The sequence below is a fragment of the Oxalicibacterium solurbis genome (genome assembly GCF_014635845.1).
Classification (GTDB): Bacteria; Pseudomonadota; Gammaproteobacteria; order Burkholderiales; family Burkholderiaceae_D; genus Oxalicibacterium; species Oxalicibacterium solurbis.
On the sequence record NZ_BMDP01000003.1, the window covers coordinates 570,488 to 595,570 of the forward strand.

Genomic DNA, 25,083 nt, shown 5'->3' on the forward strand with positions numbered 1-25,083 from the left:
AAAAAATGATCGAACAGGAAATCGAAATCATCAACAAGCTGGGCCTGCATGCACGCGCATCGGCCAAGCTGACGCAACTGGCAGCCAAGTACAAGAGCGAAGTCTGGATGACGCGCAACAAGCGCCGCGTCAACGCCAAATCCATCATGGGCGTGATGATGCTGGCCGCCGGCAAGGGTGCCAAGGTCACGCTGGAAACCAATGGCCCCGACGAGCAGGAATGTTTCGACGCGATCGAACTGCTGATCAAGGATAAATTCGGCGAAGGCGAATAAAACCCGACGCTCGGCGCCGCTTGCATCAGCAATTGCGCGCATGTATTTACTGCACCACGTTCACCGAACAGACACTTCGATGACATCATTCACGTTACACGGCATCCCGGTTTCGCGCGGCATCGCCATCGGCCGCGCGCACCTGCTTGCGCCCGCCGCGCTCGATGTCGAGCATTACCTGATTGCCGAAGACAAGGTCGAGGCCGAGGTCGCGCGCCTGCAATCCGCGCTGGCGGCCGTGCGCACAGAATTGCAGACGTTGTGGAGCGAATTGCCGAAGGAAGCGCCGGCCGAACTGGGCGCTTTCATCGACGTCCATGCGTTGATCCTGTCCGATCCGATGATTGCCGACGTGCCGCTCGACATCATTCGCACGCGCCACTACAACGCCGAATGGGCGCTGGTGACGCAGATCGAGGAGCTGTCGTCGCAGTTCGAGGAAATCGAGGATGCCTATCTGCGCGAACGCAAGGCCGATGTCGAACAGGTCGGCGAGCGTATCCTGAAGCAGCTGATGGGCAGCGCCAGCCTGTTGCCGAAGAATGTCGACGGCGACGGACCGCACATGATCGTCGTCTCGCACGACATCTCGCCGGCCGACATGCTGCAATTTCGTGATCGTGCATTCAGCGGCTTCATCACCGATGTCGGCGGCCAGAACTCGCATACCGCGATCGTCGCGCGCAGCCTCGATATTCCGGCTACCGTCGGCGTGTCGTTCGCCTCCGCGCTGATCCGGCAGGGCGACTGGATCATCATCGACGGCGATGCCGGCGTGGTGGTGGTCGATCCGGCGCCCATTGTGCTCGACCAGTATCGCGATAGACAGGCGCGCCAGCTGCGCGAACGCAAGAAGCTCGGCAAGCTGAAGAAGATGCCGTCCGTCACGCTGGACGGCACGCCGGTCACGCTGCTGGCGAACATCGAATTCCCCGACGATTGCGTACATGCGCTGGAAGGCAGCGCGCACGGCATCGGCCTGTTTCGTTCCGAATTCCTGTTCATGAATCGCGCGGCGAACGAGTTGCCGACCGAAGAAGAACAGTTTCATTCGTACAAGCAGGCGGTGATCGCAATGAAGGGGCGGCCGGTTACGATCCGCACGCTGGACATCGGTTCCGACAAGCCGATCGACGAGGACGAGCAGACGTCGCTTAACCCTGCACTCGGCTTGCGCGCGATTCGCTATTGCCTGGCCGAGCCGCAGATGTTCATGACGCAGCTGCGCGCGATCCTGCGCGCTTCCGCGTTCGGCCCGATCAAGCTGCTGATTCCGATGTTGTCGCATGCCTTCGAAATCGATCAGACGCTGGCGCTGATCGAGCAGGCCAAGGCGCAATTGCGCACCGAGAAGATCAAGTTCGATGCCGAGATTCGGATCGGCGCAATGATCGAAGTGCCGGGCGCGGCGTTGGCGCTGCCGATGTTCATCAAGCGGCTGGATTTCCTGTCGATCGGCACTAACGACCTGATCCAGTACACGCTGGCGATCGATCGCGTCGATCACGAGGTCGCGCATCTGTACAACCCGCTGCATCCATCCGTGCTGTTCCTGCTGTCGACAACGATTGCGATGGCGGCCAAGGCGGAAGTGCCGATTTCGGTGTGCGGCGAGATGGCCGGCGACATCAAGATGACGCGCTTGCTGCTGGGCATGGGTTTGCGGGAATTTTCGATGCATCCGGCACAATTGCTGTCGGTGAAGAACGAAATCCTCAACAGCGACCTGTCGGTGCTGGAGCCGGCCACGCGCAAGATTCTGCGCAGCTACGAACCGCAAGTGATCGCCGAGGCGGTCGAGCGCCTGCAGACGCTGTAATCCATTGCAGCGCAATGCAGGTGCCCCGATCGGCACTGTGCAGCCTGCGTTGCGGACTGTTCGCGCGATTGCCATTTTCATATTGCTTGCAGCATCGATGGCCGGCCTGGCCGTTTGACGCGGCGGAGCGACTTGTTTATTCTTACGTCATTGCGCCGATTTGACACCAGCTTGCGGGCGCACAACAAATACGGCTAAAGCGCGTGCTCGAAACGAGTCCCGAATTAGCCCGAACGTCCAAGCGCCGTCGGGCTTTTTTGTTTTTTGCGCAATTTTTTGCAAATCGGGAAACCGTGGCCTGCACGTCGAATGGCGTTTCTCCTGATGGATAACATGAGTTCTCTCGGAATCGTTTCCCCGCAATCGATGTTCTTCCCCGAACCGCTACCGTTGCAGAGCGGTGCGGAGATTGCCGATTACACGCTCGTCTACGAAACCTACGGCACGCTGAATGCGGATCGCTCGAATGCCATTCTCATCTGCCATGCGCTGAATGCCTCGCATCACATCGCCGGCCGTTACGGCGAGGATGCAAGCAGCGTCGGTTGGTGGGACAACATGGTCGGCCCCGGCAAGCCGGTGGATACCGACAAATTCTTCGTCATCGGCGTCAACAATCTCGGTTCCTGTTTCGGCTCGACCGGCCCGATGCACACCAATCCGGCGACCGGCAAACCTTATGGTGCGCACTTCCCGGTCATCACGGTGGAAGACTGGGTGCAGGCGCAGGCGCGCCTGGCCGATCGTCTGGGCATCGAACAATTCGCGGCTGTGATGGGCGGTTCGCTCGGCGGCATGCAGGCGCTGAGCTGGAGCATCCTGTTTCCGCAGCGCCTGCGGCATTGCATCGTGATCGCATCGACGCCCAAATTGTCGACGCAGAACATCGCGTTTGACGACGTGGCGCGGCAGGCGATTCTGACCGATCCGGATTTTCATGGCGGCGATTTCTACGCGCACGGTGTGGTGCCGAAGAACGGCCTGCGCGTGGCGCGCATGATCGGCCATATCACCTATCTGTCGGACGATGTGATGGCCGCCAAGTTCGGCCGCGACCTGCGCTCCGGCAAATACCAGTTCGGTTACGGCATCGATTTCGAGATCGAATCGTATCTGCGCTATCAGGGCGACAAGTTTTCCGAATACTTCGATGCGAATACCTATCTGCTGATCACGAAGGCACTCGATTATTTCGATCCGGCCCGTGATTTCGGCGGCGACCTGACGAAGACGCTGGAAAACACGCAAGCGGAATTCCTGCTCGTCTCGTTCACGACCGACTGGCGTTTTGCGCCCGAGCGCAGCCGCGAGATCGTCGAGGCACTGGTCAACAATCGCCGCAAGGTGAGCTACGCCGAGATCGATGCGCCGCACGGCCACGACGCCTTCCTGCTGGACGATGCGCGTTACATGAATGCTGTGCGTTCCTATTTCGGCAACATGTGGCAGCAGATGCAGCAGCAGCAACAGCAGCCGCAACTACAGCCGAAAAACACGACGGAAGGAGCGCGCGCATGAACTTCGGGGAATTGAGCGGCTTCCGTCCGGACCTTGCCTTCATCGCACACTGGGTGAAGAAGGAATCGCATGTGCTGGATCTCGGCTGCGGCGACGGTGTGATGCTCGACTATCTGCAGACGGACAAGGACTGCAGCGGCTACGGCATCGAGATCGACGACGTGATGATTCCAAAATGCATCGCGCGCGGCGTGCAGGTCATCCAGCGCGATCTGGAATCGGGCCTGTCCATCTTCGACGACAACGCCTTCGACACGGTGCTCTGCCTGTCCGCATTGCAGATGATGAAGAACGTGGAAGGCGTGCTGCGCGACATCGCGCGCGTCGGCCGCGATGCGATCGTGTCGTTCCCGAATTTTGCCTACTGGCCGCATCGCATTGCATTGCTGCGCGGCCGCATGCCGGTATCGAAAAGCCTGCCGTACGACTGGTACGACACGCCCAACCTGCGCTGCGCGACGATCCGCGATTTCGAAGAACTGGCAGCCGAAGTCGGCCTGCAGGTCGTCGAATGCGTGGCGCTGGATGACGGCAAGCCGGTACAATTTCTGCCGAACTGGCGCGGCAGCCTCGCGGTATTTCGTTTGCGGAAAATCTAGGCGTTACTTCTTTTAAATCGGATCGCTGTCTTCTGCCGCATCGTTTTTCGCCGCATCGCCTTCCACCATTGCACTGGTAGAAGGAACGATACGCGAGGCAAGCCATAGCAGGATGATGACCGGCACGCCGAGCAGTGCGGTGCCGGTGAAGAAGTTGGCGTAGCCGAAGGCATCCACATAGACGCCCGAATAGCCGGCCAGGAATTTCGGCAGCAGCAGCATGATCGAGCTGAACAGCGCGTATTGCGTGGCCGAATAGCTGATGTTGGTCAGGCTCGACAGATAGGCGATGAAGGCGGCGCTGGCGATGCCGCTGGCCAGATTGTCTGCCGACACCACCGCCACCAGTGCCGTCACGTCATGGCCATGTCCCGCCAGCCACGCGAACAGCAGATTGGTCAGCGCACTCAGTACCGCACCCAGCGCGAGAATGCGCATCATGCCGAAGCGTATCGACAGTGCGCCGCCGATGAAGGCGCCGGCCAGCGTCATCACGATGCCGAACACCTTGGTCACGGCCGCCACTTCATCCTTCGTGTAACCCATGTCGACATAGAACGGATTGGCCATGATGCCCATCACCACGTCGCTGATGCGATAGATCGCGATCAGCGCGAGGATGGTGACGGCCTGCCAGCGATAACGGACCAGGAAATCGCGGAACGGGCCGATGACGGCATCATCCAGCCAGGCCGCCGCATTCTTGGCTGGCGGCAGCAGCCGGCGCGCCGGTTCCGGCGACAGGAAAACCGTGATCGTGCCAACCAGCATCGAGGCTGCCATCGCCAGATAGGCGACGCGCCATGCACCTTGTTGATACCCGTCTATGCCGGCCACTTCGGCGCGCGCGGCAATCCACAGTACGCCGGCGCCGGCCCAGATCATCGCCAGCCGGTAGCCGGTCTGGTAGCTGGCCGCCAGCGCCGCCTGTTTGTCGGTAGCGGCCGATTCGATGCGAAAGGCGTCGAGCGCTATATCCTGCGTGGCGGAGCCAAAAGCCACCATCAATGCGCACCAGACGACCGGCTCCAGTGCCGTATGCGGATCGTTGGTCGCCATGCCGACGAGCCCGGCCATGATCGCCAGTTGCGACAACAGCAGCCAGCTGCGGCGGCGGCCCATGGTGCGTGTCAGAAACGGTATCGGCAGGCGATCGACCAGCGGCGCCCATGCCCACTTGAACGCATAGGCGAGGCCGACCCAGCTCAGGTAGCCGATGGTGCTGCGGTCGATGCCGGCTTCGCGCAGCCAGAAGCTGAGCGTACCCAGCACCAGCATCAGCGGCAGGCCGGCGGAAAAGCCGAGGAACAGCATGCGCAGCGCGGCGGGTTCGCGGTAGACCTTCAGCGTGTCCCACCAGGCACGTCTTGCTGCGCCGCTGTTGCGAAAAATCATGTCTGCCTGTCCAGGGTCGAGTGCGGGATCGAATGAAGCGCCGGCATGTGGCCGGCAGTGTGCGATGCTGACACAAGCGCCGGGATGCGGCAAGCGAGCATGACCATGGCCGCGCGGCTTGTCGTACGGGGGAGCCTGCGGGTTATTGCACGCCGGTCATTGCGTGCCGTTCATTACACGCGGCTCTTTACGATTTATCATGGCGCATCCTTGGCATTTCCTTCACACCTTTCGCGAGGCAGCCAGCTTATCCATGAGCGAACCGGATCTTCCTTCTTCTGCAGCACAGCCGCGGCGCAACCGTTTCGACCGCATGGAATGGGCCGGCGCCTTCGGCGATCTCGGCACGCTGATCCCGTTCGTCGCGGCCTACATCGGCGTGCTGAAGATGGATCCGTTCGGCGTGCTGTTCGCGTTCGGTGCCGCGATGCTGGTGTGCGGACTCTATTACCGCACGCCGTTCCCGGTGCAGCCGATGAAGGCGATCGGTGCGGTCGCTGCCCTGCAAGCGGTGCAGACGGCGACCGTCACGTCGGCGGCCGTCTACAGCGCGGCGCTGGCGACCGGTGTCATCTGGCTGTTTCTGGGGCTGAGCGGACTGGCTGCGCGCGTAGCGCGGCTGGTGCCGCCGACCGTGGTGACCGGCATCGTGTTCGGCCTCGGTTTCGGCTTCATGCTGGAAGGCGTGCGCATGATGCACAACGACTGGACGATTGCCGCGATCGGCGGCATCGGCACCGTGCTGCTGATGCGCAGTCGCAGCGTGCCGGCGATGTTCGTGCTGCTGACGTTCGGCATTGCCGTCGGCGCTTCCCGCGATCCGCAGGCACTGACGTCGCTGTTGCAAGCCGGCGCTGCCTTTCATGCGCCGAGCTTTGCGTTGACGGACCTGACGTGGAACCAGCTCTTCGTCGGCATCGTGCTGCTGGCCTTGCCGCAGGTGCCGCTGACGCTTGGCAATGCGGTGATCGCGATCAGGGAAGAGAACAACCGGCTGTTTCCGGATCGTCCGGTCAGCGAGAGCGGCGTCGCTGTTTCGACCGGCATCATGAATCTGTTCAGCGCAACGGTCGGCGGTGTGCCGATGTGCCACGGCGCCGGCGGCATGGCCGGGCATATCGCGTTTGGCGCGCGCACCGGCGGCGCGCCGGTGATCCTCGGTTGCGTGCTGCTGGTGCTGGCTTTCTTCTTCAGCGGTTCGGTCGAGCTGCTGTTCCGCCTGTTTCCGATTGCCGTGCTGGGCGTGATCCTGTTCCTGACCGGCGCGCAACTGGCGCTGGGCAGCAGCGTCTTTCCGGAGGAACGCGGCGGCCGTGTCGTCGTGCTGCTGACGGCTGCGCTGTGCATGTGGAATGTCGGCATCGGCTTCGTGGCCGGCCTGGGATTGCATCACATGCAGCGCCGCGGCTGGCTGCATTTCTAGATAGCTTTCAATTACTCCAGCCAGCGTGCCCGGCTGGCGGCAATCGCGATGGCCACGGCCAGTACGCCGATGAAAGCGATGCCGGCCTGCAATCCCCATCCCTGCGTGAGAAAGCCGACCACCGGCGGGCCGAGCAGGCCGCCGCTGTAGCTGAAGGTGGCGACCGCCGCCAGCGCCGTCGAGCCGTGCCGGCCGGCCGCGCTGAACGTGAACGGAAAGACGGCCGCCAGTCCCGAACCGGCCAGCGCGAAACCGGCGATCGTCAGCGGCACGTTCAATGCCAGCGTCGCGATGAAGATACCGAACGCCGCCAGCAGCGCGCCCAGCGACACCACGCGACGCGCGCCGAAGCGATCCTTCAGCGGATCGCAGACCAGCCGCGCCAGCAGCATCAGACAGGCGAAGCCGGCGAACGCCAGCGGCGCCACGCCATCGTGCACATGCAATTCGTCCGTCATGAATACGCCGCTCCAGTCGGCGATCGAGCCTTCTGCCACCGCGCCGCAGAAACCGATGAGGCCCAGCGCAATGACCGGCCCGTGCGCGATCGCGAACAAGGCATGTCCCGGTTCCGGCTCGACGCGATCCGGCGGCAAGGCGCGGTAGGCGATCGTCAGCGGCGGCAACAGCAGCAGCGAGATTGCAAGGAAATGCACGGGCGGCGTGATCGCGAGGCCGGCCAGCAGGCTGCCCAGCAGCGCGCCCGACAGCGTACCGACGCAGAACCACGCGTGCAGCAGCGACATCGTCGAACGTCCGGCGGATTTTTCCTGTGCCGTGCCGAGCGCATTGATGGCAACGTCGAAACAGCCCGAACCGCCGCCCAGCACGACGACGGCCATCACCAGCAGCGGCATGTTGGGTGCCAGTGCCGTGCACGGCAGAACGGCGATCAGTGCGAGGCCGGCATACCAGGCGGCGCGCCGCGCACCGTAGCGCGCGACCATGCCGGCCGCCAGCGGGAACGAGGCGACGGCGCCGAAGCCACCGCCCAGCAGCACGATGCCCAGTTGCGCCGGCGTCAGTTGCAGGCCGTCGCGGATCGCCGGAATGCGTGCCGCCCACGATGCATAGATGATGCCGAGCAGGATGAAGAGGAAAGGTGTTGCGATTGTTCGCAAACGGGATGAAACGGGCATGAGGCGAAGCGTCCTGGTAAAGGAGGGATTGTAGTGCGGGACAGGCCGTGCTGCTGTCGATAAAGCAGCGCCCTTGACGTTGCATCAAGGGCGCTGCTTCGGATGACGCGAAAACGAAGTTCGGTTCAGGACAATTTCGGTTGGAGCGGATCCGCGGTCAGGTAGCCGACGGCGGCCTGATATTTGTTGCCGTAGTTTTGGTCGATCGCGGTGACGACGTCGGCGCGCAGGCGTTTGTCCGCGATGGCGGCTTTGGCGGTGCCTTCGCCCGGATGCTGGAAATTGCTCATGATGTAGGTCCAGCCGTTGATTTCGTCGACCGCATGCAGGCCGGTGGATTCGGCGCCGGCCGGCAGCGACATCAGGCGCGACAGTTTGCCGGTGTCGACGTGGTAGGCCCACAGGAAGTTGTTGGTATGGCGGCTGCTGTCTTCGCCGATGAAGAGCGTGCGCATCTTCTCGGAAAACTTCAGGTTATCCGGATTGCCGATCTTGTCCGGGTTCGATTTGTTGCCCAGTGCATCGGCGGCGATGTCTTCACCCAACAGCAGCGCGCGCGTGCGGGCGGGTACCCATTCGCTGTCGATAGCCGCACCGTCGGTATCGTGCTGGCCGCCGGCCAGGTCGTGTGCGAATACGCCGCCGGAGCGCAAGGCTTGCGGCAAGGCGATGTTGGTCTCGGGGCGGTTGGCGGCGTGGCCGGCGATCATCGAATCCTGGATATTCTGCAGCGCCGAGTAGGCGATCTTGTCCTTGATGTTGACGGTCGTGCCTTCCAGTTTCGTGAAGCCCATGCTGGCGCCTTTCAGGTTGGCGTAGCGATGGGTTTCGAGGAAGGCGGCGGCCTTCACCAGCCTGGCATCGGCGGGGTCGACCAGCTTCACCCAGTTGGCATTCTTGTCGGCAAAGATCTTCGTGTAGCCCGGATCGGCGCGCATGTCCGTATCGGTCACATGCATGAAGTCGTCCAGCCGGATGCCGCTGTCGATCAGTGCTTCGATCTCGTCGCTGGTCGCGTGGCCGAGCTTGATCCAGCCGAGCGTCGCGCCGGCGGACGCGGTGTCCAGCGTCAGGCTGGAAGTCAGTTTGGCGACGTACAGCGTGCCGGCCGACAGATCTTTCTTTCTGTCGGCCACGAACATGAACAGGCCGCCGTTCGTGTAGTCGTCGCCCATCAGTACGGTGCGCTCGTCCGGCATCACCTGGATCAGTTCGTGCGAGATGCGGCCCAGACAGTAATGCTTTTTGATGCTGCCGCTGCCGTCCGGATGGACGGTGACTTCCGGCACGTGACCGTAGTGGTACGGGTTGGCACCACCGGGCGTGCCGTAGGCGGCTTTGAACGTGTGCAGGCTGAAGCTGTTGAAATACGGCGAGGTGTTGTTGCGATTGCCGGCGGGTGCGTCGAGGAAGGGCACGTTCGGTTCGTATTCCTCGCTCGACAGGTGCGTGCCCCAGGGCGACAGGCTGGCGCCGCAGGTGATCCACAGGCCATGCACGCCGGAGGTATCGACATTGTGATACTGCACCAGCGTCAGCTTGCCGGTGGACTGATCCTGGTCCAGCGTCAGCACGGCGATCGGCGACGGCAGCTGGCCGTAGATGTCTTTGCCGGCCGCATCGCTGCTCGTGTATTCGAACTGCACGACGGCGAACACGGCCTTGCCCTTGATGCCGGGTACGGTCGGATTCGGCAGGGCGAGCAGCGAGGTACCGTCCGGCGAATCGGAAAAATACTGGCGCGGCGTGGCGCCGGACGTATCCATGATCGGCTTGTTGTGAATGTCGTAGTAGCCGCCGGCAACGATGATACCGCCGCCCTGCTTCGGCACTTCGGTGCCGGTCAGGAAGAACGGCTGGTAGGCGAGTTTGTAGCGTCGCACCGTGTCGTCGCTGAAATGGACGTTCATGACGGAACCCACGGTCGTTGTCGCCATCGCGGCGGCATCCGTGGGCGCTGCCATCGCGGTGAAGGATGTGGCGGCGTAGCCGGCCGTACCGGAAGCGGCGCGGCCGATGTTGCTGCAGCCGGCAAGCAGCGAAGCGGTTGCCATCGATCCGAGCGGAAGCAATGGTACGGCAGAGAGCAGTTTCAGCGCTTTGCGACGTGAAGGGATGGCAAGGTCTGACATAAGGGGTTCCGTTGGCTGGGAGCACATGTCTGGATGCGGGCCGGCCGCGGCCGACAGACGCTCAGGATAATCCGGGTTTGGGTGAGCGGATTATAGGAATGCGATATGACGATTTGATGAAGTTGCTGCGCAGGAAGGCGCGCACACTCCAATGCGGCGTTGTGACGTGTTTTGAAGTGCGGAGATTGAGATGTAGAAATTGAAGTGCGGAGGAAAATGGCGACGCGGTGAATGCCGTCATTGCCGCCGCCGCATCAGATCATGCAAGGTCAGCAGCGTGACTTGTGATCCGATGCGGCGGGAATGCTCAAAGCTGCCAGTCGTAATCGATAGTCAGCGGCGCGTGATCGCTGAAGCGTTCGTCCTTGTAGATGGAGACGCTCTGCGCGGTGCCGGCGAAGTCCGGCGTGGCGATCTGGTAATCGATGCGCCATCCGACGTTCTTGGCCCAGGCCTGGCCGCGGTTGCTCCACCACGTATATTGCTCGGGGCGCACGTCGATGCGGCGGAACACGTCGACGAAGCCGACTTCGTCGAACAGGCGCGTCAGCCATGCGCGCTCTTCCGGCAGGAAGCCGGAATTCTTGCGGTTGCCCTTGTAGTTCTTCAGGTCGATTTCATTGTGCGCGATGTTCCAGTCGCCGCAGATGACGAACTCGCGTCCGCACGCCTTCAATTCGATCAGGTGCGGCAGGAACAGGTCCATGAAACGGAACTTTGCCTGCTGCCGTTCCTCGCTCGACGAGCCGGACGGGCAATAGACCGAGATCACGCTGAGTTTGCCGAAATCGCATTGCACGTAGCGACCCTCGGCATCGAATTCCGGGCAGTTGAAGCCGATCTGCACGTTGTCCGGCTCGCTGCGGCAATAGACGCCGGCGCCGGAATAGCCCTTTTTCTCCGCATAGTGGAAATAGCCGCGATAGCCTTCCGGCGTCAGGAATTCTGTCGTCATGTCGGTCGCCTGCGCCTTCAGTTCCTGCACGCAGATGAAATCGGCATTCTGCTTGTCCATCCACGGAAAGAAGCCTTTTCTGGCGGCCGAACGGATGCCGTTCAGGTTGGCGGAGATGATTTTCATGGTGTCGTCGCAAAAATAGAGGGGCACAGGATACCCGATTCGGCGGCGGCGATGCGCTGGGCCGACAGGCACGGCCTTTGCATTGACAGCGAGAATCGTCCGATAACGATTTAAAATGTGGCCTTCGTCGCGGCAGTAGCGACAAATTTCGTCACTTTTTCTTTCGTCATGAGGTCGTCTTGAACAATTTGCGGCAGGAATTCATCAGATTTGCGGTCGACGCCGGCGTATTGCGCTTCGGCGAATTCGTCACCAAGGCGGGACGGACGTCGCCGTATTTTTTCAATGCCGGCTTGTTCAACCAGGGCGGCACGCTGGCGCGCATTGCGGATTTCTACGCGCAGACGCTGATCGATTCCGGCCTGCAGTTCGACATGCTGTTCGGGCCGGCGTACAAGGGCATCACGCTGGCGTCGGCCACCGCGGTGGCGCTGGCGAATCGCGGCCGCGACGTGCCGTTTGCGTTCAACCGCAAGGAAGCCAAGGATCACGGCGAAGGCGGCACCATCGTCGGCGCCAGGCTGGAAGGCCGCGTGGTGATCATCGACGACGTGATTTCGGCGGGCACCTCGGTGCGCGAATCGGTCGACATGATCCGCGCGGCGGGCGCGACGCCATGTGCGGTGCTGATCGCGCTGGACCGCATGGAGCGTTCCGGCAAGGACGATGCGCTGTCCGCGCATTCGGCGGTGCAGGATGTCAGCAATACTTACGGCATGCCGGTGATTTCGATCGGCAACCTGTCCGACCTGTTCGAATACATCTCGAACGCCGGCGCGGGAACGGAGCAGGCGCAGTACAAGGAAGCGATCGCGGCGTACCGCAGAAAGTACGGCGTGAGTTGATCGTCGTTTTTCTGTGGGAGGAGTGGAATGCAAGCTGCGGTAAGAACGCTGCGTTTGTTGTCGTTGCTGTCGCTGTTTTGTGCGGCATCGTCGCATGCCGGCACGTTCTACATGTGCAAGGACGCGAACGGCCGCACCTTCACGTCCGACCGTCCGATTTCGGAGTGTGCGAACCGGCCGTTGCGTGAATACGGCAGCAACGGCGTGCTGAAACGGGAAATCGCCGCGCCGCTGACGCCCGAGCAGAAACGCGCGCAAGCCTTGCAGGAACAGCAGCGCCAGGACGAACTTGCCGCGCTCGAAGAACAGAAGCGCAGCGATCGCGCACTGCTGGCCCGCTACCGTAGCGAGGACGATATTGGCGTTGCACGCAAGCGCGCCGGTGCGGCAACGAACGAACAGATCGTGCAGCAGAAGAAGGAACTGGCTGCGGCAGAGACGGAATGGCAGGCGACCCAGGCCGCCGTCGATGCGCGGCAGGACAAGGGCAAGATACCGCCTGCCATGCGCGACAAACTGGCCAAGGCACTGGAAAACGTACGCGTGCAGAAAGCGGCATTGCGCGACAACGAGATCGCGCTGGCCCAGATCAATGCGAAGTACGATGCGGTGCTGCGGCGCTACCGGAAGATCGTCGGACAGTCGTTGCCGGCGGAATCGGCCAGCCGATAATCAGGAATCCATCCGGCTCGCCGCGACCTTCCCGGCCTTCCCGAATTTCCCGCGAAAGCCGATTCTTCGAACTCTCATGCGCATGGGATGCCCTGCGGCGCCTTGCGCGTCGTATTATGCGGAATCCCGGAACAGGTCCGGGCACAATGGAGGGCAACCATGACATTCGCCGAATCGATTCGCACCTGTTTCAGGAAATACGCCGATTTCAATGGCCGCGCAACGCGGTCGGAATTCTGGTGGTGGGTCTTGTTCGTCATTGTCGTCGGCATCGTGCTCGGCAGCATCAACGAAAGGCTGGCGCAACTGTTCTCGCTGGCGATGATTCTGCCCAATATCGCCGTCACCGCACGGCGCCTGCATGACATCGACCGCAGTGGCTGGTGGCAACTGATCGGCCTGATTCCATTCATCGGCTGGATCATCGTCGTCTACTGGTGCGCGCAGCCAGGCAAGGAAACGACGCGTTTCGGTTGAGCGCTGCTCACGGATTCGGATACAAAAAAAGCGCACCCTCGGGTGCGCTTTTTTCATGGAGCGGTGCCTTGCTCAACCGGCCAGTTTTTTCTTTAGCAGTTCAGTCAGCTGCGCCGGATTGGCCTTGCCGCGGCTGGCTTTCATCGCTTGTCCCATCAGCGCGTTGATGGCCTGTTCCTTGCCGGCGCGGTATTCCGCCACCGATTTGGCATTGGCGGCCAATACGTCGTCGACGATTTTTTCCAATGCGCCGCTATCGGAAATCTGCTTCAGACCCTTGGCTTCGATGATCTCGTCGGCCAGCGTCGCGCTGTCCGATTTCGCTTCCCACATGCCGCCGAACACTTCCTTCGCGATCTTGTTCGAGATCGTGCCGTCGGCGATGCGTTTGAGCAGCAGCGCGAATTGTGCCGGTGCGACCGGTGACGCGTCGATCTCGATGCCTTCGCGGTTCAGCGTTGACGAGACGTCACCCATCAGCCAGTTGGCGGCGGGTTTGGCCTGCTCGTTGCCGGCAGCGGCGACGACCTGTTCGAAGTAGTTCGCCATCGCCTTCGATTGTGTCAGCACCGAAGCATCGTAGTCGGACAGGCCGTAGTCGCGCACGAAGCGTTCGCGCATCGCTCCCGGCAGTTCCGGCATCGCGGCTTTCACGCGCGCGATCCATTCGTCGGCGATGACCAGCGGCGGCAGGTCGGGGTCGGGGAAGTAGCGGTAATCCTGCGCATCTTCCTTGCTGCGCATCTCGCGCGTTTCGCGCTTGTCGGGATCATACAGGCGCGTGGCCTGCACCACGCGGCCGCCATCCTCGATCAGTTCGATCTGGCGGCGCACTTCGTAGTTGATCGCGTCTTCGAGGAAGCGGAACGAGTTCAGGTTCTTGATCTCGCAGCGCGTGCCGTATTCCTTCTGGCCCATCGGGCGCACCGAGACGTTGGCGTCGCAGCGGAACGAGCCTTCCTGCATGTTGCCGTCGCAGATGCCAAGCCAGGTCACCAGCGTGTGCAATGCCTTCGCATAGGCGACCGCTTCGGCGGCGCTGCGCATGTCCGGCTCGGTGACGATTTCCAGCAGCGGCGTGCCGGCGCGGTTCAGGTCGATGCCGCTCATGCCGTGGTAATCCTCGTGCAGCGATTTACCTGCATCTTCTTCCAGATGCGCGCGCGTCAGCGTGACGGATTTGATCTCGGTCTTGCCGTCGATCTCCAGCGGGAACGAGATGGTGCCGCCCTGCACGACAGGCAGATCCATCTGGCTGATCTGGTAGCCCTTGGGCAGGTCAGGGTAGAAATAATTCTTGCGCGCGAACACCGACGTCGGCGCGATGTGCGCGCCAATCGCCAGGCCGAACTGAATTGCGCGTTCGACGGCAGTGCGGTTCATCACCGGCAATGCGCCCGGCAGCGCCAGGTCGACCGGCGACGTCTGTGTATTCGGCTCGGCGCCGAACTGCGTCGGCGAACCGCTGAAGATCTTGCTGTTGGTCGTCAACTGCGCGTGCGTTTCCAGACCGATCACTACTTCCCACTGCATGTTTTCCTCACTCGCTGATTTGCGTGTCTCATTCGGATGCCGATCAGGCGTCGGCCGGCTGGCGCAGATGCCAGTCGGTCGCCTGCTGGTACTGGTGTGCGACGTTCAGCAGTTTCGCTTCGGCGAAATAGTTGCCGATCAACTGCAGGCCGACCGGGCGCTTGCCGTTCTTGTCGCCCTGGCCGAAGCCGCAGGGAATCGACATGCCCGGCAGGCCAGCCAGGCTGGTCGACAGCGTGTAGATGTCGGCCAGATAGTTGGCGACCGGATCGTCGGCCTTGTCGCCGAGGTCCCAGGCGACGGTTGGCGTGACCGGTCCCATGATGACGTCGCACTGCGTGAATGCATTGCGGAAATCGTCGGCGATCAGGCGGCGCAGCTTTTGCGCCTGCAGGTAGTAGGCATCGTAGTAGCCGTGCGACAGCACGTAGGCACCGACCAGGATGCGGCGCTTGACTTCGTCGCCGAAGCCTTCGGCGCGCGTCTTGCGATACATGTCGACCAGATCCTTGTATTCCTTGGCGCGATGGCCGTAGCGCACGCCGTCGAAGCGGGACAGGTTGGACGACGCTTCGGCCGGTGCGATCACGTAGTAGGTAGGGATCGACAGCTTGGTTTTCGGCAGCGAAATGTCGACCAGCGTCGCGCCCAGTTTTTCGTATTCGGCCAGCGCAGCACGCACTGCCTGTTCGACGTCGGATGCGAGGCCTTCGCCGAAGTATTCGCGCGGCACGCCGATCTTCAGGCCTTTCAGGCTGGCGTTCAGGTCGCGCGTGAAATCTTCCTGCGGACGTTCCACGCTGGTCGAATCGCGTTCGTCGAAGCCGACCATCGCGTTCAGCAGCAGCGCGCAATCCTCGGCCGTCTTGGCCATCGGGCCGCCTTGATCGAGCGACGAGGCGAACGCGATCATGCCGAAGCGCGACACGCTGCCGTAGGTCGGCTTGATGCCGGTGATGCCGCACAGCGCGGACGGCTGACGGATCGAGCCGCCGGTATCGGTGCCGGTGGCGGCCGGCGCCAGGCGCGCGGCGACGGCGGCGGCGGAACCGCCGGACGAACCACCCGGAATCGCTGCCTTGTCCCACGGATTTTTCACTGCGCCGAAATGCGAATTCTCGTTCGACGAACCCATCGCGAACTCGTCGCAATTCAGTTTGCCGAGCGTGACGGCGCCGGCCTGGTTGAAGCGCTCGACCACGGTGGCGTCGAACGGGCTGACGTAGTTCTCCAGCATCTTCGATGCGGCGGTCGAACGCCAGTGGCGCGTGACGAAAATGTCCTTGTGCGCGATCGGAATGCCGGTCAGCGCGGTCGCGGTGCCGTCGGCCAGGCGCGCGTCGGCGGCCTTTGCCTGCTGCAGCGTGAAGTCGCGGTCGACGTGAAGGAAGGCGTTGAGATCGCTTTTTTCGATGCGCAGCAGAAACAGTTCGGCGAGCTCGGCGGCAGAGATTTCCTTGGCCTGCAGCAGCGCGGAGAGTTCCTTGAGAGTCTTGTTATGCATGGTGATGTCTGTGTACATGGCGCAAGGCGCCGGTCGGAAATGCGCGGTTGTTCTGGACCTTATCCGGGTGTTATTCGATCACCTTGGGCACCAGGTAGAGACCGTCCTGCGTGGCAGGGGCGACCTGCTGGTAATCGTCGCGGCGGTTCGGCTGGCTGGCAACGTCGTCGCGCAGGCGCAGCGACAGTGCGGGCTGGGCGGCGGCGATCGGATGGTTCAGCGGCGCGATGCTGGTGGTGTCGACTGCGCGCAGTTCCTCGACCAGCGAGAAGATGCCATTGAGCTTGTCCAGCGTACGGGCGGATTCGGCTTCGGTCAGCTCGATCTGCGCGAGCGTGGATAGGCGTTTGACATCGGAAAGGTCGAGGGACATGGCGAAAAAGCGGTCGGGCCGCCGGTCAAAAAGGGGTTGAACGAAGGAGCGGGTGAAGGCGCATCCGGTATTGGCGCATCCCGCGAAAACGGTGCGGCTGTCACGGATTTTTACGATTTTTGCTGCCCGGTTTCCTGTAAATTATAAGGTAGAATACTTGGTTAATGCCCTGCTGGCGCCGACATCCTGCGATGTCCGGCCTCGCGGCACGAAAAATCCTTTTCACACTTTCGCGCACGACTGCTGCGCATCAGGACAATTCATGTTTGGATTTTTACGCAGTTACTTCTCGAATGACCTCGCAATCGACCTCGGCACCGCCAACACGCTGATCTATGTACGCAGCGCCGGCATCGTGCTCGACGAGCCGTCGGTTGTCGCCATCCGCCAGCAAGGCGGTCCGAATGCCAAGAAGACCATCATGGCGGTCGGCAAGGAAGCAAAACAGATGCTGGGCAAGGTGCCGGGCAATATCGAGGCGATCCGCCCGATGAAGGACGGCGTGATCGCCGATTTCACCGTCACCGAGCAGATGCTCAAGCAGTTCATCCGCATGGTGCACGACACCAAGCTGTTCAAGCCTTCTCCCCGCATCATCATCTGCGTTCCTTGCGGTTCGACGCAAGTTGAACGCCGCGCGATCCGCGAATCGGCACTGGGCGCCGGCGCCGCGCAGGTCTACCTGATCGAAGAGCCGATGGCTGCGGCAATCGGCGCCGGCCTGCCGGTGTCGGATGCGACCGGTTCGATGGTGGTCGATATCGGCGGCGGCACGACTGAAGTCGGCATCATCTCGCTGGGCGGCATGGTCTACAAGGGTTCGATCCGCGTTGGCGGCGACAAGTTCGACGAAGCGATCGTCAACTACATCCGCCGCAACTACGGCATGCTGATCGGCGAACAGACCGCCGAAGCGATCAAGAAGGAAATCGGTTCCGCCTTCCCCGGCTCCGAAGTGCGCGAGATGGAAGTCAAGGGCCGCAACCTGTCCGAAGGCATTCCGCGCTCGTTCACGATTTCCAGCAACGAGATCCTCGAAGCGCTGACCGATCCGCTGAACAACATCGTATCGGCCGTCAAGAACGCGCTGGAACAGACGCCACCGGAACTCGGTGCCGACATTGCCGAAAAAGGCATGATGCTGACCGGCGGCGGCGCGCTGTTGCGCGATCTGGATCGCCTGCTGATGGAAGAAACCGGCCTGCCGGTCATCGTCGCCGAAGATCCGCTGACCTGTGTGGTGCGCGGTTCCGGCATGGCGCTGGAGCGCATGGACAAGCTCGGTTCCATCTTCTCCAACGAATAATTTCCCCGTAATACTTCTCCATCAGACGCCACACCATGCATGATGCGATGAAGACAGCAGCAACCGAGGCAGGATGCGCCGCGGCCGGGGAGGTTTCCCCGACGCGGCGTTTTGTTTCAGATTGCGTTTTGGGCTTTCCCCGCAGACTCGTCAGGCAATTCGTCAGTCAATAAATGGAATACAGTCCGCCACCACTTTTCAAGCAGGGCGCCTCGGCCCGCGCAAAGATGGTGTTCTTCGCCCTGATTGCCCTGATTTTGCTGACGGTCGATTCGCATGTGCGCGCGCTCAGCGTCGTGCGTCAGGTCGTTTCCACAGCGCTGTATCCGCTGCAGGTCGTGGCGCTGGCGCCGCGCGACGGCTTTCGCTACGTGGCCGGCTATTTCACATCGGTATCCGATCTGCAGCACGAGAACGCCCAGTTGCGGTTGCAGCAGACGACGGATGCCCGCGCATTGCAGCAGGGCCAACAGTTGCTGGCCGAGAACGAGCAATTGCGCAATCTGCTGGGCATGAGCCAGCAATTGCCGGTGAAATCCGTGCTGGGTGAAATCCTGTACGACGCACGCGATCCCTTCACCCGCAAGATCCTGCTGGATCGCGGCAGCCAGAATGGCGATGTCGAACCGGGCGAACCGGTCATCGACCATGTCGGCGTCGTCGGACAGGTCACGCGCGTGTTTCCGTTTACTTCCGAAGTCACGCTGCTGACCGACAAGGAGCAGGTCATTCCGGTCCAGGTGGTGCGCAACGGGTTGCGCAGCGTGGCCTACGGGCGCGGGCAATCCAATCTGCTGGAACTGCGTTTCATGCCGACCAGTGCCGATATCCAGGAAGGCGACGTACTGGTGACGTCGGGCATCGACGGCGTCTACCCGCCGGGACTGGCGGTGGCGACGGTGACGCATGTCGAGAACAAGTCCGATTCGTTTGCGCGCATCATCTGCGTGCCGGCTGCCGGCATCGATCGGCACCGCCATCTGCTGATCCTGCAGACCGAGCAAAAATTCGTGCCACGGCCGCCCAGCGAATCCAGGCCGGCCACCCGCAAGCAGGGCTTGCTGCAGCACGCGACCAATCGCGGCGGCGAGCCGGTGATCAAGCAACCCGAAGCGGAACAGCCCGCGCCGGCATCCGGAAAGGTACAGCGATGAACCCGCGCAATTCCGATGACATCCTGTTGCCTGTCAGTCCGCTGTTCATCGCGGCGAGCCTGTGCGGCGCCTTTCTGCTGAATCTGCTGCCGTGGGGCCAGTGGATCGGCATTCCCGATTTTGTCGCGCTGATCCTGGTGTTCTGGAGCATGCATCAGCCGCGCAAGGTAGGCATCGGCATTGCCTTCTTCATGGGCCTGCTGATGGATGTGCACGATGCGGCAGTGCTGGGTGAGAATGCGCTGGCTTACACGCTGCTGTCCTATTTCGCGATCACGATTCACCGTCGCGTGCTGTGGTTTCCGCTGCGTACGCAGGCCCTGCACGTATTCATCCTGCTGTTGCTGACGCAGATCGTCGGCGTGGTGGTACGCGTGGTGATCGGCGGCAAATTCCCCGGCGTACTGTATTTCGCCGAAAGCGCCGTTGCTGCCTGCCTGTGGCCGGTCGTCACCTGGGTGCTGCTGGCGCCGCAGCGCAGGGCGGTCGACCGGGACGACACGCGGCCGATCTGACGATGACTCCGAATGCATTCACCAGGCGGCGCATCGACGGTCTTCCCGTCGCCATTGGCCGGATGTCGGGCATGGGCGGCGCATGACTGAACTGAAAGATACCGAACGCGAACTGCATCGCTTCCGTGTGCGCCTGTCGGTGGCCGGCATGGTCGTGTTCGTATTCTTTTCCTGCCTGCTTGCGCGCTTCGTCTGGCTGCAGGTCTTCAAGCACAACGATTATGTCGCGCAGGCGGAGGAAAACCGGATATCGGTGGTGCCCATCGTGCCGAACCGCGGCCTGATCCTGGATCGCAACGGCGTCGTGCTTGCGCGCAATTATTCCGCCTACACGCTGGAAATCACGCCGAGCAAGATCAACGGCAATCTCAACGACCTCATCGACGAATTGTCGACGCTGGTGGAGATCACGCCGCGCGACCGCAGCCGTTTCAAGAAGCTGCGGGAAGAGTCGCGCAATCTCGGCAGTTCGCCGATTCGGGTACGCCTGACCGACGAGGAAGTGGCGCGCTTTTCGGCGCAGCATTATCGGTTCCCCGGTGTAGAAATTCAGGCACGCCTGTTCCGCCAGTATCCGCTGGGCGAAACAGCCTCGCATGTGATCGGCTATATCGGCCGCATCAGCCAGCGCGACGAGAAGGAAATCGAGGACAGCGACGACGCGACCAATTACCGCGGCACCGAGCACATCGGCAAGGAAGGGCTGGAGCGCAGCTATGAACGGCAGCTGCATGGCAAAACCGGCTACGAAGAAGTCGAGGTTTCCGCCGGTGGGCGGCCGGTGCGCACGCTGTCGCGCACGCCGGCCATTCCCGGCGACAACCTGATCCTGTCGGTCGATATCGAATTGCAGAAAGTGGTCGAACAAGCCTTCGGCAACCGGCGCGGCGCGCTGATCGCGATCGAGCCGTCGACCGGCGACATTCTCGCCTATGTCTCGATGCCCAATTTCGATCCCAACCTGTTCATCGAAGGCATCGATCAGCAGAGCTGGGATGCGCTGAACAATTCACCTGATCATCCGCTGCTGAACCGGCCGCTGTCGGGTACCTATCCGCCGGGTTCAACCTTCAAGCCTTTCATGGCGCTGGCGGCGCTGGAACTGGGCAAGCGCAAGCCGAGCGATGCGATTGCCGATCCCGGCTATTTCATTTTCGGCGGCCACCGCTTCCGCGATGACAAGGAAGGCGGCCACGGCATGGTCGACATGTACAAGTCCATCGTCGAATCGTGCGATACCTATTACTACATGCTGGCCAACGATCTCGGTGTCGATGCGATTCACGATTTCATGGCGCCGTTCGGTTTCGGCCAGAAGACCGGCGTCGATCTAAAGTACGAGCGCACCGGCGTATTGCCGTCCACGCAATGGAAGCGGGAAGCCTACCGCCGGCCTGAACAGCAGAAATGGTATGCCGGCGAAACGATTTCGATCGGCATCGGCCAGGGTTATAACGCCTTTACGCCGCTGCAGCTGGCGCATGCAACAGCGACGCTGGCGAACAACGGCATCGTGATGAAGCCGCATCTGGTGAAGCTGATTGAAGATGGCGCCACGCGCGAGCGCACGCTGACGGTACCGAAGGAAAGCTACCGCATTCCGCTGAAACAGGAAAACATCGATTTCATCAAGCGTGCGATGGTCGGTGTGACGAAGGAAGGCACGTCGGCGCGCGTGTTTGCCAACGCAGGTTACGTATCGGCCGGCAAGACCGGCACCGCACAGGTGATCGGCATCAAGAAGAACGAGAAGTACGATGCATCCAAGCTGTGGGATCGTCATCACGATCACGCGTTATATACGGCATTTGCGCCGGCCGACAATCCGCGTATCGCCATCGCGTTGATCGTCGAGAACGGTGGCTTTGGCGGGGTGGCGGCGGCGCCGATCGCGAAGGCGGCGATGGATTACTATCTGCTCGGCAAGCGGCCCGAGGTCAAGCCTGCCGACAAGAAGGAAGCCAAGCCGGTGCCGGCAGAGGAACCTGAGGATTGACCGGCGCGTGTTGCGCCGGATGAAATCGAATGATGCGGTGCATGCGCCGCAATGAGGTAAAGATGGACAAGCGTTCGCTGCTGCAACTGGTGCGACCCTATGTGCAGGTCTTCGACGGCCCGCTGTTCCTGATCGTCTGCCTGATCCTGCTGGTTGGGTCCATCACGCTGTATTCCGCCGGCATCGATTTTCCCGGGCGCTTCGAAGATCACATGCGCAACATCATGATCTCGCTGTTCATCATGTGGCTGGCGGCGCTGGTGCCGCCGCAGACGATGATGCGTTTTGCGGTGCCGCTGTATACGCTGGGCGTTGCGCTGCTGATCGGCGTGGCGATGTTCGGTCTGATCCGCAACGGCGCGCGGCGCTGGATCGACCTTGGCGTCATCATCCAGCCGTCCGAGATCATGAAAATCGCGATGCCGATGATGCTGGCGTGGTTCTTCCAGAAGCGCGAAGGCATCACGCGCTGGAGCGAGTTCCTGGTGGCGGGCGTGCTGCTGGTGATCCCGATCGGCCTGATCATGCGGCAACCCGATCTGGGCACGTCGCTGCTGGTGCTGGCGGCGGGGTTTTATGTGATCTTCTTCGCCGGCTTGTCGTGGAAAGTGCTGGCGGCGGGCGTGGTTGCCGCACTGGCCAGCCTGCCGGTCGCGTGGTCGATGTTGCACGACTACCAGCGCGAGCGCGTGATGACGCTGATCGATCCGACCACCGATCCGCTCGGCAAGGGCTTCCATATCATCCAGTCGACGATTGCCATTGGTTCTGGCGGCATTGCCGGCAAAGGCTGGCTGCACGGCACGCAGGCGCATCTGGAATTCATCCCCGAACGTACGACCGATTTCATCTTCGCCGTGTTTTCGGAAGAGTTCGGCCTGATCGGCAACGGCATCCTGTTGCTGCTGTATCTGTTGCTGATCGGGCGCGGCATGATAATCGCGGCCAATGCGCCGACATTGTTTACGCGCCTGATGGCGGGCGCGATCACGATGATTTTCTTCACCTATGCATTCGTCAACATGGGTATGGTCAGCGGTATCCTGCCGGTTGTCGGCGTGCCGCTGCCCTTCGTCAGCTACGGCGGCACCGCCTTTGTGACGCTCGGCCTCGGCGTCGGCATCCTGATGAGCATCCAGCGCCACAGGAAGTTGATGCAGAGCTGACGACCGTTGATTGTTGACTTGCATGCCGATTTTTCAGGAGAAGCCGATGCAGTTTCGTACTCTGGATGCCGTCCGCGGATGGAAAGTTACATTGCCGGTCGCATCGTGTCTGGCATTGTTGCTGGCGTTGGCCGGTTGCAGTAGCACGCCGGTTGCGCCGTCCACATCGGCCACCTCGTCGACGTCATCGCAGCCTGCGGCCAGGTCGTCCGGATCGGCTTATCCTGCATTGCCGCCGGCCGGTTCGGGGCGCGGCGGTTACTACCTCGATGACGGTCCCGGCGATGCGATTCCTGCAGGATTGATGGATGTGCCGGATGCCGATCCGCGCGTCGAGCCGTATTCGCGTACCGGCAACAAGCCCTACGTCGTGTTCGGCAAGCGCTATGTGCCGATCACCGACGATCGCCCTTATAGCGTGAAGGGGTACGGCAGCTGGTACGGCAAGAAATTCCACGGACAGAAGACTTCATCCGGTGAGCTGTACGACATGTACAAGATGACAGCGGCCAGTCCGGTATTGCCGATTCCTTCGTATGCACGCGTTACCAATCTGAGTAATGGCAGGCAGGTGATCGTGCGCGTCAACGATCGCGGCCCGTTCCGTTCCGACCGCGTGATCGACCTGTCCTATACGGCGGCGTTGAAGCTGGGTTATGTCGGTCATGGCAGCGCGAAGCTGCAGGTCGATCGCCTGCTGCCGGCCGATATCGAACGTATTTTGGCAGCCAAGGCGAATGCGCAGCAGGCAGCTGCTGCACCGGAACCGACCGATATCGCGATGCCAGCCGTGCAAACGATGGCACTGCCGGCGCTGCAGACGACTACGGTTTCGGCGAATCAGGCGCCTGATGCGCAAACTTCCAATGCGCAGGTTGCGACAGCGCTTGCCGAATCGTCTCCGGCATCTGAAACGACAGCAATCGCGTCATCCGAGCCCATCGTTCCGGCAAAAGGGTTTTACCTGCAGTTCGGTGCCTATTCGCAGGCGGCCAATGCGGAAGCCTTGCGTGCGCGATTGTTGCAGAATGCCGGTGCGCCGCTTCCGTCATTGACGGTGGAATCGTCGAACAATCTGTACCGGCTCTACAGCGGTCCGTTCGCCAGCCGCGAGGCGGCTGCTGCTGCGGCGGCACAGGCGGAGCGCGACGGCATCAAGCCGTTCATCGTGCAGCGGTAACGATCAGTTTTTGTTCGCTTCGTCCGTTGCGGACGATTTCAGTTGCAACGCGCGCTCGTAGAGCGCGTTTTTCTTGCTGCCTGTGATCTGTGCGGCCAGTGTGGCTGCCTGTTTCACCGGACATTCCTGCAGCAGGATGCGCAATACCCTTTCCGCTTCCTGCGCTTCGGCGTCGATGCTGTCGGGGGCGCCTTCCAGCAGGATCACGAATTCGCCTTTCTGCCGATTCGCATCGGCAGCAATCCATGCGGCAGCGTCGCTTAATACACAGCGATGCGTTTCCTCGAACAGTTTCGTCAGCTCGCGTGCCAGCACGATCTGCCGCGAAGGTTCGAATGCAGTGGCCAGTGCAGTCACGGTTTCCGCGATCCGGTGCGGTGCTTCGTAGAATACCAGCGTGGCGCGCATGCGTTTCAGCGATGCCAGCACGGTATCGCGCTGGCCGGCTTTGCTCGGCAGGAAACCGACGAAATGGAAGGCATCGTCGGGCAGTCCGGCGGCAGACAATGCCGTCACGACTGCCGACGCGCCGGGCAGCGGCACCACGCGCAGGCCGGCATTGCGCACGGCATCGACGATGCGCGCGCCGGGATCGGAAACGGCCGGTGTGCCGGCATCGGAAACCAGCGCAATGCGTTCGCCGGCCTGCAGGCGCGCGATCAGTTTTTCGGCGATTTCGCGTTCATTGTGCTGATGCGCGGCGATCAGCGGTTTCGACAGGCCGTAGCGCGACAGCAGATGTGCGGTATTGCGCGTGTCTTCGCAGGCGATGGCGTCGACCGTCGTCATAATGTGCAGGGCGCGCAACGATATATCGGCTGCATTTCCGATCGGCGTGGCCACCACATATAATGTCGCGGCAGGATACGTCTGTCGCAACACGTCGTGCATGAGCGGCGCAAGTGCGGACAGGGATTGGTCGGATTCAGTCATTGGGGGTACCGGATGTTGGGAAATCTCGCGAGGATATGTGCGCTAGCA

Annotated in this window: 22 protein-coding genes; 14 read left to right on the forward strand and 8 right to left on the reverse strand. The window is 61.8% G+C overall.

Annotation, left to right across the window (positions count from 1 at the left end; all coding sequences use genetic code 11):
• The first annotated feature begins 5 nt into the window (after positions 1–5).
• The 4 genes from IEV40_RS12655 to metW all read left to right on the forward strand — a co-directional run bounded on the left by IEV40_RS12655 (position 6) and on the right by metW (position 4,211).
• The gene (locus IEV40_RS12655) at positions 6–275 is read left to right on the forward strand and encodes an HPr family phosphocarrier protein (protein ID WP_188422227.1); all 270 of its coding nucleotides are present in this window, start codon (positions 6–8) and stop codon (positions 273–275) included.
• A gap of 79 nt (positions 276–354) precedes the next feature.
• Positions 355–2,094: a phosphoenolpyruvate--protein phosphotransferase gene (gene ptsP, locus IEV40_RS12660; protein ID WP_188422229.1), complete on the forward strand. Its 1,740-nt coding sequence runs from the start codon at positions 355–357 to the stop codon at positions 2,092–2,094.
• A 333-nt stretch (positions 2,095–2,427) separates the two neighbouring features.
• The gene (metX, locus tag IEV40_RS12665) at positions 2,428–3,612 is read left to right on the forward strand and encodes a homoserine O-succinyltransferase MetX (RefSeq protein WP_188422231.1); all 1,185 of its coding nucleotides are present in this window, start codon (positions 2,428–2,430) and stop codon (positions 3,610–3,612) included.
• Positions 3,609–4,211: a methionine biosynthesis protein MetW gene (metW, locus tag IEV40_RS12670; protein ID WP_188422233.1), complete on the forward strand. Its 603-nt coding sequence runs from the start codon at positions 3,609–3,611 to the stop codon at positions 4,209–4,211. The genes metX and metW overlap by 4 nt, the downstream gene beginning before the upstream one ends.
• Before the next feature lie 12 nt (positions 4,212–4,223).
• On the opposite strand, the gene IEV40_RS12675 is transcribed toward metW, so the two are convergent.
• Positions 4,224–5,606 carry an AmpG family muropeptide MFS transporter gene (locus IEV40_RS12675; RefSeq protein WP_188422235.1) on the reverse strand — a complete coding sequence of 461 codons (1,383 nt, stop codon included), beginning with the start codon at positions 5,604–5,606 and terminating at the stop codon, positions 4,224–4,226.
• A gap of 253 nt (positions 5,607–5,859) precedes the next feature.
• Here IEV40_RS12675 and IEV40_RS12680 point away from each other — a divergent pair, with 253 nt between their 5' ends.
• Positions 5,860–7,029 carry a putative sulfate/molybdate transporter gene (locus tag IEV40_RS12680; protein WP_188422237.1) on the forward strand — a complete coding sequence of 390 codons (1,170 nt, stop codon included), beginning with the start codon at positions 5,860–5,862 and terminating at the stop codon, positions 7,027–7,029.
• Positions 7,030–7,040: 11 nt separating this feature from the next.
• Here the strand turns inward: IEV40_RS12680 and IEV40_RS12685 are convergent, their stop codons facing one another.
• The 3 genes from IEV40_RS12685 to IEV40_RS12695 form a co-directional block, all read right to left on the reverse strand.
• The gene (locus tag IEV40_RS12685; RefSeq protein WP_229724099.1) at positions 7,041–8,150 is read right to left on the reverse strand and encodes an MFS transporter; all 1,110 of its coding nucleotides are present in this window, start codon (positions 8,148–8,150) and stop codon (positions 7,041–7,043) included.
• Between the two features lie 143 nt (positions 8,151–8,293).
• Complete coding sequence (locus IEV40_RS12690) at positions 8,294–10,300, reverse strand: PhoX family protein (protein ID WP_188422241.1); 2,007 nt, start codon at positions 10,298–10,300, stop codon at positions 8,294–8,296.
• Positions 10,301–10,607: 307 nt separating this feature from the next.
• Positions 10,608–11,381, reverse strand: coding sequence for an exodeoxyribonuclease III (locus IEV40_RS12695; RefSeq protein ID WP_188422243.1), 774 nt, complete (start codon positions 11,379–11,381; stop codon positions 10,608–10,610).
• Positions 11,382–11,560: 179 nt separating this feature from the next.
• Between IEV40_RS12695 and pyrE the strand changes: the two genes are divergently transcribed.
• The 3 genes from pyrE to IEV40_RS12710 all read left to right on the forward strand — a co-directional run bounded on the left by pyrE (position 11,561) and on the right by IEV40_RS12710 (position 13,375).
• Positions 11,561–12,226, forward strand: coding sequence for an orotate phosphoribosyltransferase (gene pyrE / locus IEV40_RS12700; RefSeq protein ID WP_188422245.1), 666 nt, complete (start codon positions 11,561–11,563; stop codon positions 12,224–12,226).
• A 27-nt stretch (positions 12,227–12,253) separates the two neighbouring features.
• On the forward strand, positions 12,254–12,898 hold the full coding sequence (locus tag IEV40_RS12705; RefSeq protein ID WP_188422247.1) for a DUF4124 domain-containing protein: 645 nt from the start codon (positions 12,254–12,256) through the stop codon (positions 12,896–12,898).
• A 159-nt stretch (positions 12,899–13,057) separates the two neighbouring features.
• Positions 13,058–13,375, forward strand: coding sequence for a DUF805 domain-containing protein (locus IEV40_RS12710; protein WP_188422249.1), 318 nt, complete (start codon positions 13,058–13,060; stop codon positions 13,373–13,375).
• Between the two features lie 72 nt (positions 13,376–13,447).
• Here the strand turns inward: IEV40_RS12710 and gatB are convergent, their stop codons facing one another.
• From gatB to gatC, 3 genes are all read right to left on the reverse strand, one after another.
• On the reverse strand, positions 13,448–14,977 hold the full coding sequence (gene gatB, locus IEV40_RS12715; protein WP_371870060.1) for an Asp-tRNA(Asn)/Glu-tRNA(Gln) amidotransferase subunit GatB: 1,530 nt from the start codon (positions 14,975–14,977) through the stop codon (positions 13,448–13,450).
• Entirely contained in the window at positions 14,952–16,412 is a 1,461-nt protein-coding gene (gene gatA / locus IEV40_RS12720; RefSeq protein ID WP_188422253.1) for an Asp-tRNA(Asn)/Glu-tRNA(Gln) amidotransferase subunit GatA, read from the reverse strand. The genes gatB and gatA overlap by 26 nt, the downstream gene beginning before the upstream one ends.
• 70 nt (positions 16,413–16,482) lie before the next feature.
• Positions 16,483–16,785 carry an Asp-tRNA(Asn)/Glu-tRNA(Gln) amidotransferase subunit GatC gene (gene gatC, locus IEV40_RS12725; protein ID WP_188422255.1) on the reverse strand — a complete coding sequence of 101 codons (303 nt, stop codon included), beginning with the start codon at positions 16,783–16,785 and terminating at the stop codon, positions 16,483–16,485.
• Between the two features lie 262 nt (positions 16,786–17,047).
• On the opposite strand from gatC, the gene IEV40_RS12730 reads away from it, so the two are divergent.
• The 6 genes from IEV40_RS12730 to IEV40_RS12755 all read left to right on the forward strand — a co-directional run bounded on the left by IEV40_RS12730 (position 17,048) and on the right by IEV40_RS12755 (position 24,102).
• Positions 17,048–18,091: a rod shape-determining protein gene (locus IEV40_RS12730; protein WP_188422257.1), complete on the forward strand. Its 1,044-nt coding sequence runs from the start codon at positions 17,048–17,050 to the stop codon at positions 18,089–18,091.
• A 173-nt stretch (positions 18,092–18,264) separates the two neighbouring features.
• Positions 18,265–19,245: a rod shape-determining protein MreC gene (gene mreC, locus IEV40_RS12735; protein WP_188422259.1), complete on the forward strand. Its 981-nt coding sequence runs from the start codon at positions 18,265–18,267 to the stop codon at positions 19,243–19,245.
• Positions 19,242–19,760, forward strand: coding sequence for a rod shape-determining protein MreD (gene mreD, locus IEV40_RS12740; protein WP_188422261.1), 519 nt, complete (start codon positions 19,242–19,244; stop codon positions 19,758–19,760). The genes mreC and mreD overlap by 4 nt, the downstream gene beginning before the upstream one ends.
• Before the next feature lie 82 nt (positions 19,761–19,842).
• Positions 19,843–21,756, forward strand: a complete 1,914-nt coding sequence (mrdA, locus tag IEV40_RS12745) for a penicillin-binding protein 2 (protein ID WP_188422263.1) — start codon at positions 19,843–19,845, stop codon at positions 21,754–21,756.
• A 62-nt stretch (positions 21,757–21,818) separates the two neighbouring features.
• Entirely contained in the window at positions 21,819–22,922 is a 1,104-nt protein-coding gene (gene rodA / locus IEV40_RS12750) for a rod shape-determining protein RodA (RefSeq protein ID WP_229724100.1), read from the forward strand.
• Between the two features lie 46 nt (positions 22,923–22,968).
• A complete protein-coding gene (locus IEV40_RS12755; RefSeq protein ID WP_188422268.1) occupies positions 22,969–24,102 on the forward strand; it encodes a septal ring lytic transglycosylase RlpA family protein in 1,134 nt (377 codons plus the stop codon).
• A gap of 3 nt (positions 24,103–24,105) precedes the next feature.
• On the opposite strand, the gene rsmI is transcribed toward IEV40_RS12755, so the two are convergent.
• Entirely contained in the window at positions 24,106–25,035 is a 930-nt protein-coding gene (gene rsmI, locus IEV40_RS12760; protein ID WP_229724101.1) for a 16S rRNA (cytidine(1402)-2'-O)-methyltransferase, read from the reverse strand.
• Positions 25,036–25,083 lie beyond the last annotated feature (48 nt).

Excerpts from the sequence above, each read along its gene's own strand:
- ptsP (WP_188422229.1), top strand. The coding sequence starts at position 355 with ATGACATCATTCACGTTACACGGCATCCCGGTTTCGCGCGGCATCGCC.
- metX (WP_188422231.1), top strand. The coding sequence starts at position 2,428 with ATGAGTTCTCTCGGAATCGTTTCCCCGCAATCGATGTTCTTCCCCGAA.
- metW (WP_188422233.1), top strand. The coding sequence starts at position 3,609 with ATGAACTTCGGGGAATTGAGCGGCTTCCGTCCGGACCTTGCCTTCATC.
- IEV40_RS12755 (WP_188422268.1), top strand. The coding sequence starts at position 22,969 with ATGCAGTTTCGTACTCTGGATGCCGTCCGCGGATGGAAAGTTACATTG.
- IEV40_RS12730 (WP_188422257.1), top strand. The coding sequence starts at position 17,048 with ATGTTTGGATTTTTACGCAGTTACTTCTCGAATGACCTCGCAATCGAC.
- IEV40_RS12695 (WP_188422243.1), bottom strand. The coding sequence starts at position 11,381 with ATGAAAATCATCTCCGCCAACCTGAACGGCATCCGTTCGGCCGCCAGA.
- IEV40_RS12710 (WP_188422249.1), top strand. The coding sequence starts at position 13,058 with ATGACATTCGCCGAATCGATTCGCACCTGTTTCAGGAAATACGCCGAT.
- mreD (WP_188422261.1), top strand. The coding sequence starts at position 19,242 with ATGAACCCGCGCAATTCCGATGACATCCTGTTGCCTGTCAGTCCGCTG.
- mrdA (WP_188422263.1), top strand. The coding sequence starts at position 19,843 with ATGACTGAACTGAAAGATACCGAACGCGAACTGCATCGCTTCCGTGTG.
- gatC (WP_188422255.1), bottom strand. The coding sequence starts at position 16,785 with ATGTCCCTCGACCTTTCCGATGTCAAACGCCTATCCACGCTCGCGCAG.
- IEV40_RS12675 (WP_188422235.1), bottom strand. The coding sequence starts at position 5,606 with ATGATTTTTCGCAACAGCGGCGCAGCAAGACGTGCCTGGTGGGACACG.
- gatA (WP_188422253.1), bottom strand. The coding sequence starts at position 16,412 with ATGCATAACAAGACTCTCAAGGAACTCTCCGCGCTGCTGCAGGCCAAG.
- mreC (WP_188422259.1), top strand. The coding sequence starts at position 18,265 with ATGGAATACAGTCCGCCACCACTTTTCAAGCAGGGCGCCTCGGCCCGC.
- IEV40_RS12655 (WP_188422227.1), top strand. The coding sequence starts at position 6 with ATGATCGAACAGGAAATCGAAATCATCAACAAGCTGGGCCTGCATGCA.
- IEV40_RS12680 (WP_188422237.1), top strand. The coding sequence starts at position 5,860 with ATGAGCGAACCGGATCTTCCTTCTTCTGCAGCACAGCCGCGGCGCAAC.
- rsmI (WP_229724101.1), bottom strand. The coding sequence starts at position 25,035 with ATGACTGAATCCGACCAATCCCTGTCCGCACTTGCGCCGCTCATGCAC.
- IEV40_RS12690 (WP_188422241.1), bottom strand. The coding sequence starts at position 10,300 with ATGTCAGACCTTGCCATCCCTTCACGTCGCAAAGCGCTGAAACTGCTC.
- IEV40_RS12705 (WP_188422247.1), top strand. The coding sequence starts at position 12,254 with ATGCAAGCTGCGGTAAGAACGCTGCGTTTGTTGTCGTTGCTGTCGCTG.
- rodA (WP_229724100.1), top strand. The coding sequence starts at position 21,819 with ATGGACAAGCGTTCGCTGCTGCAACTGGTGCGACCCTATGTGCAGGTC.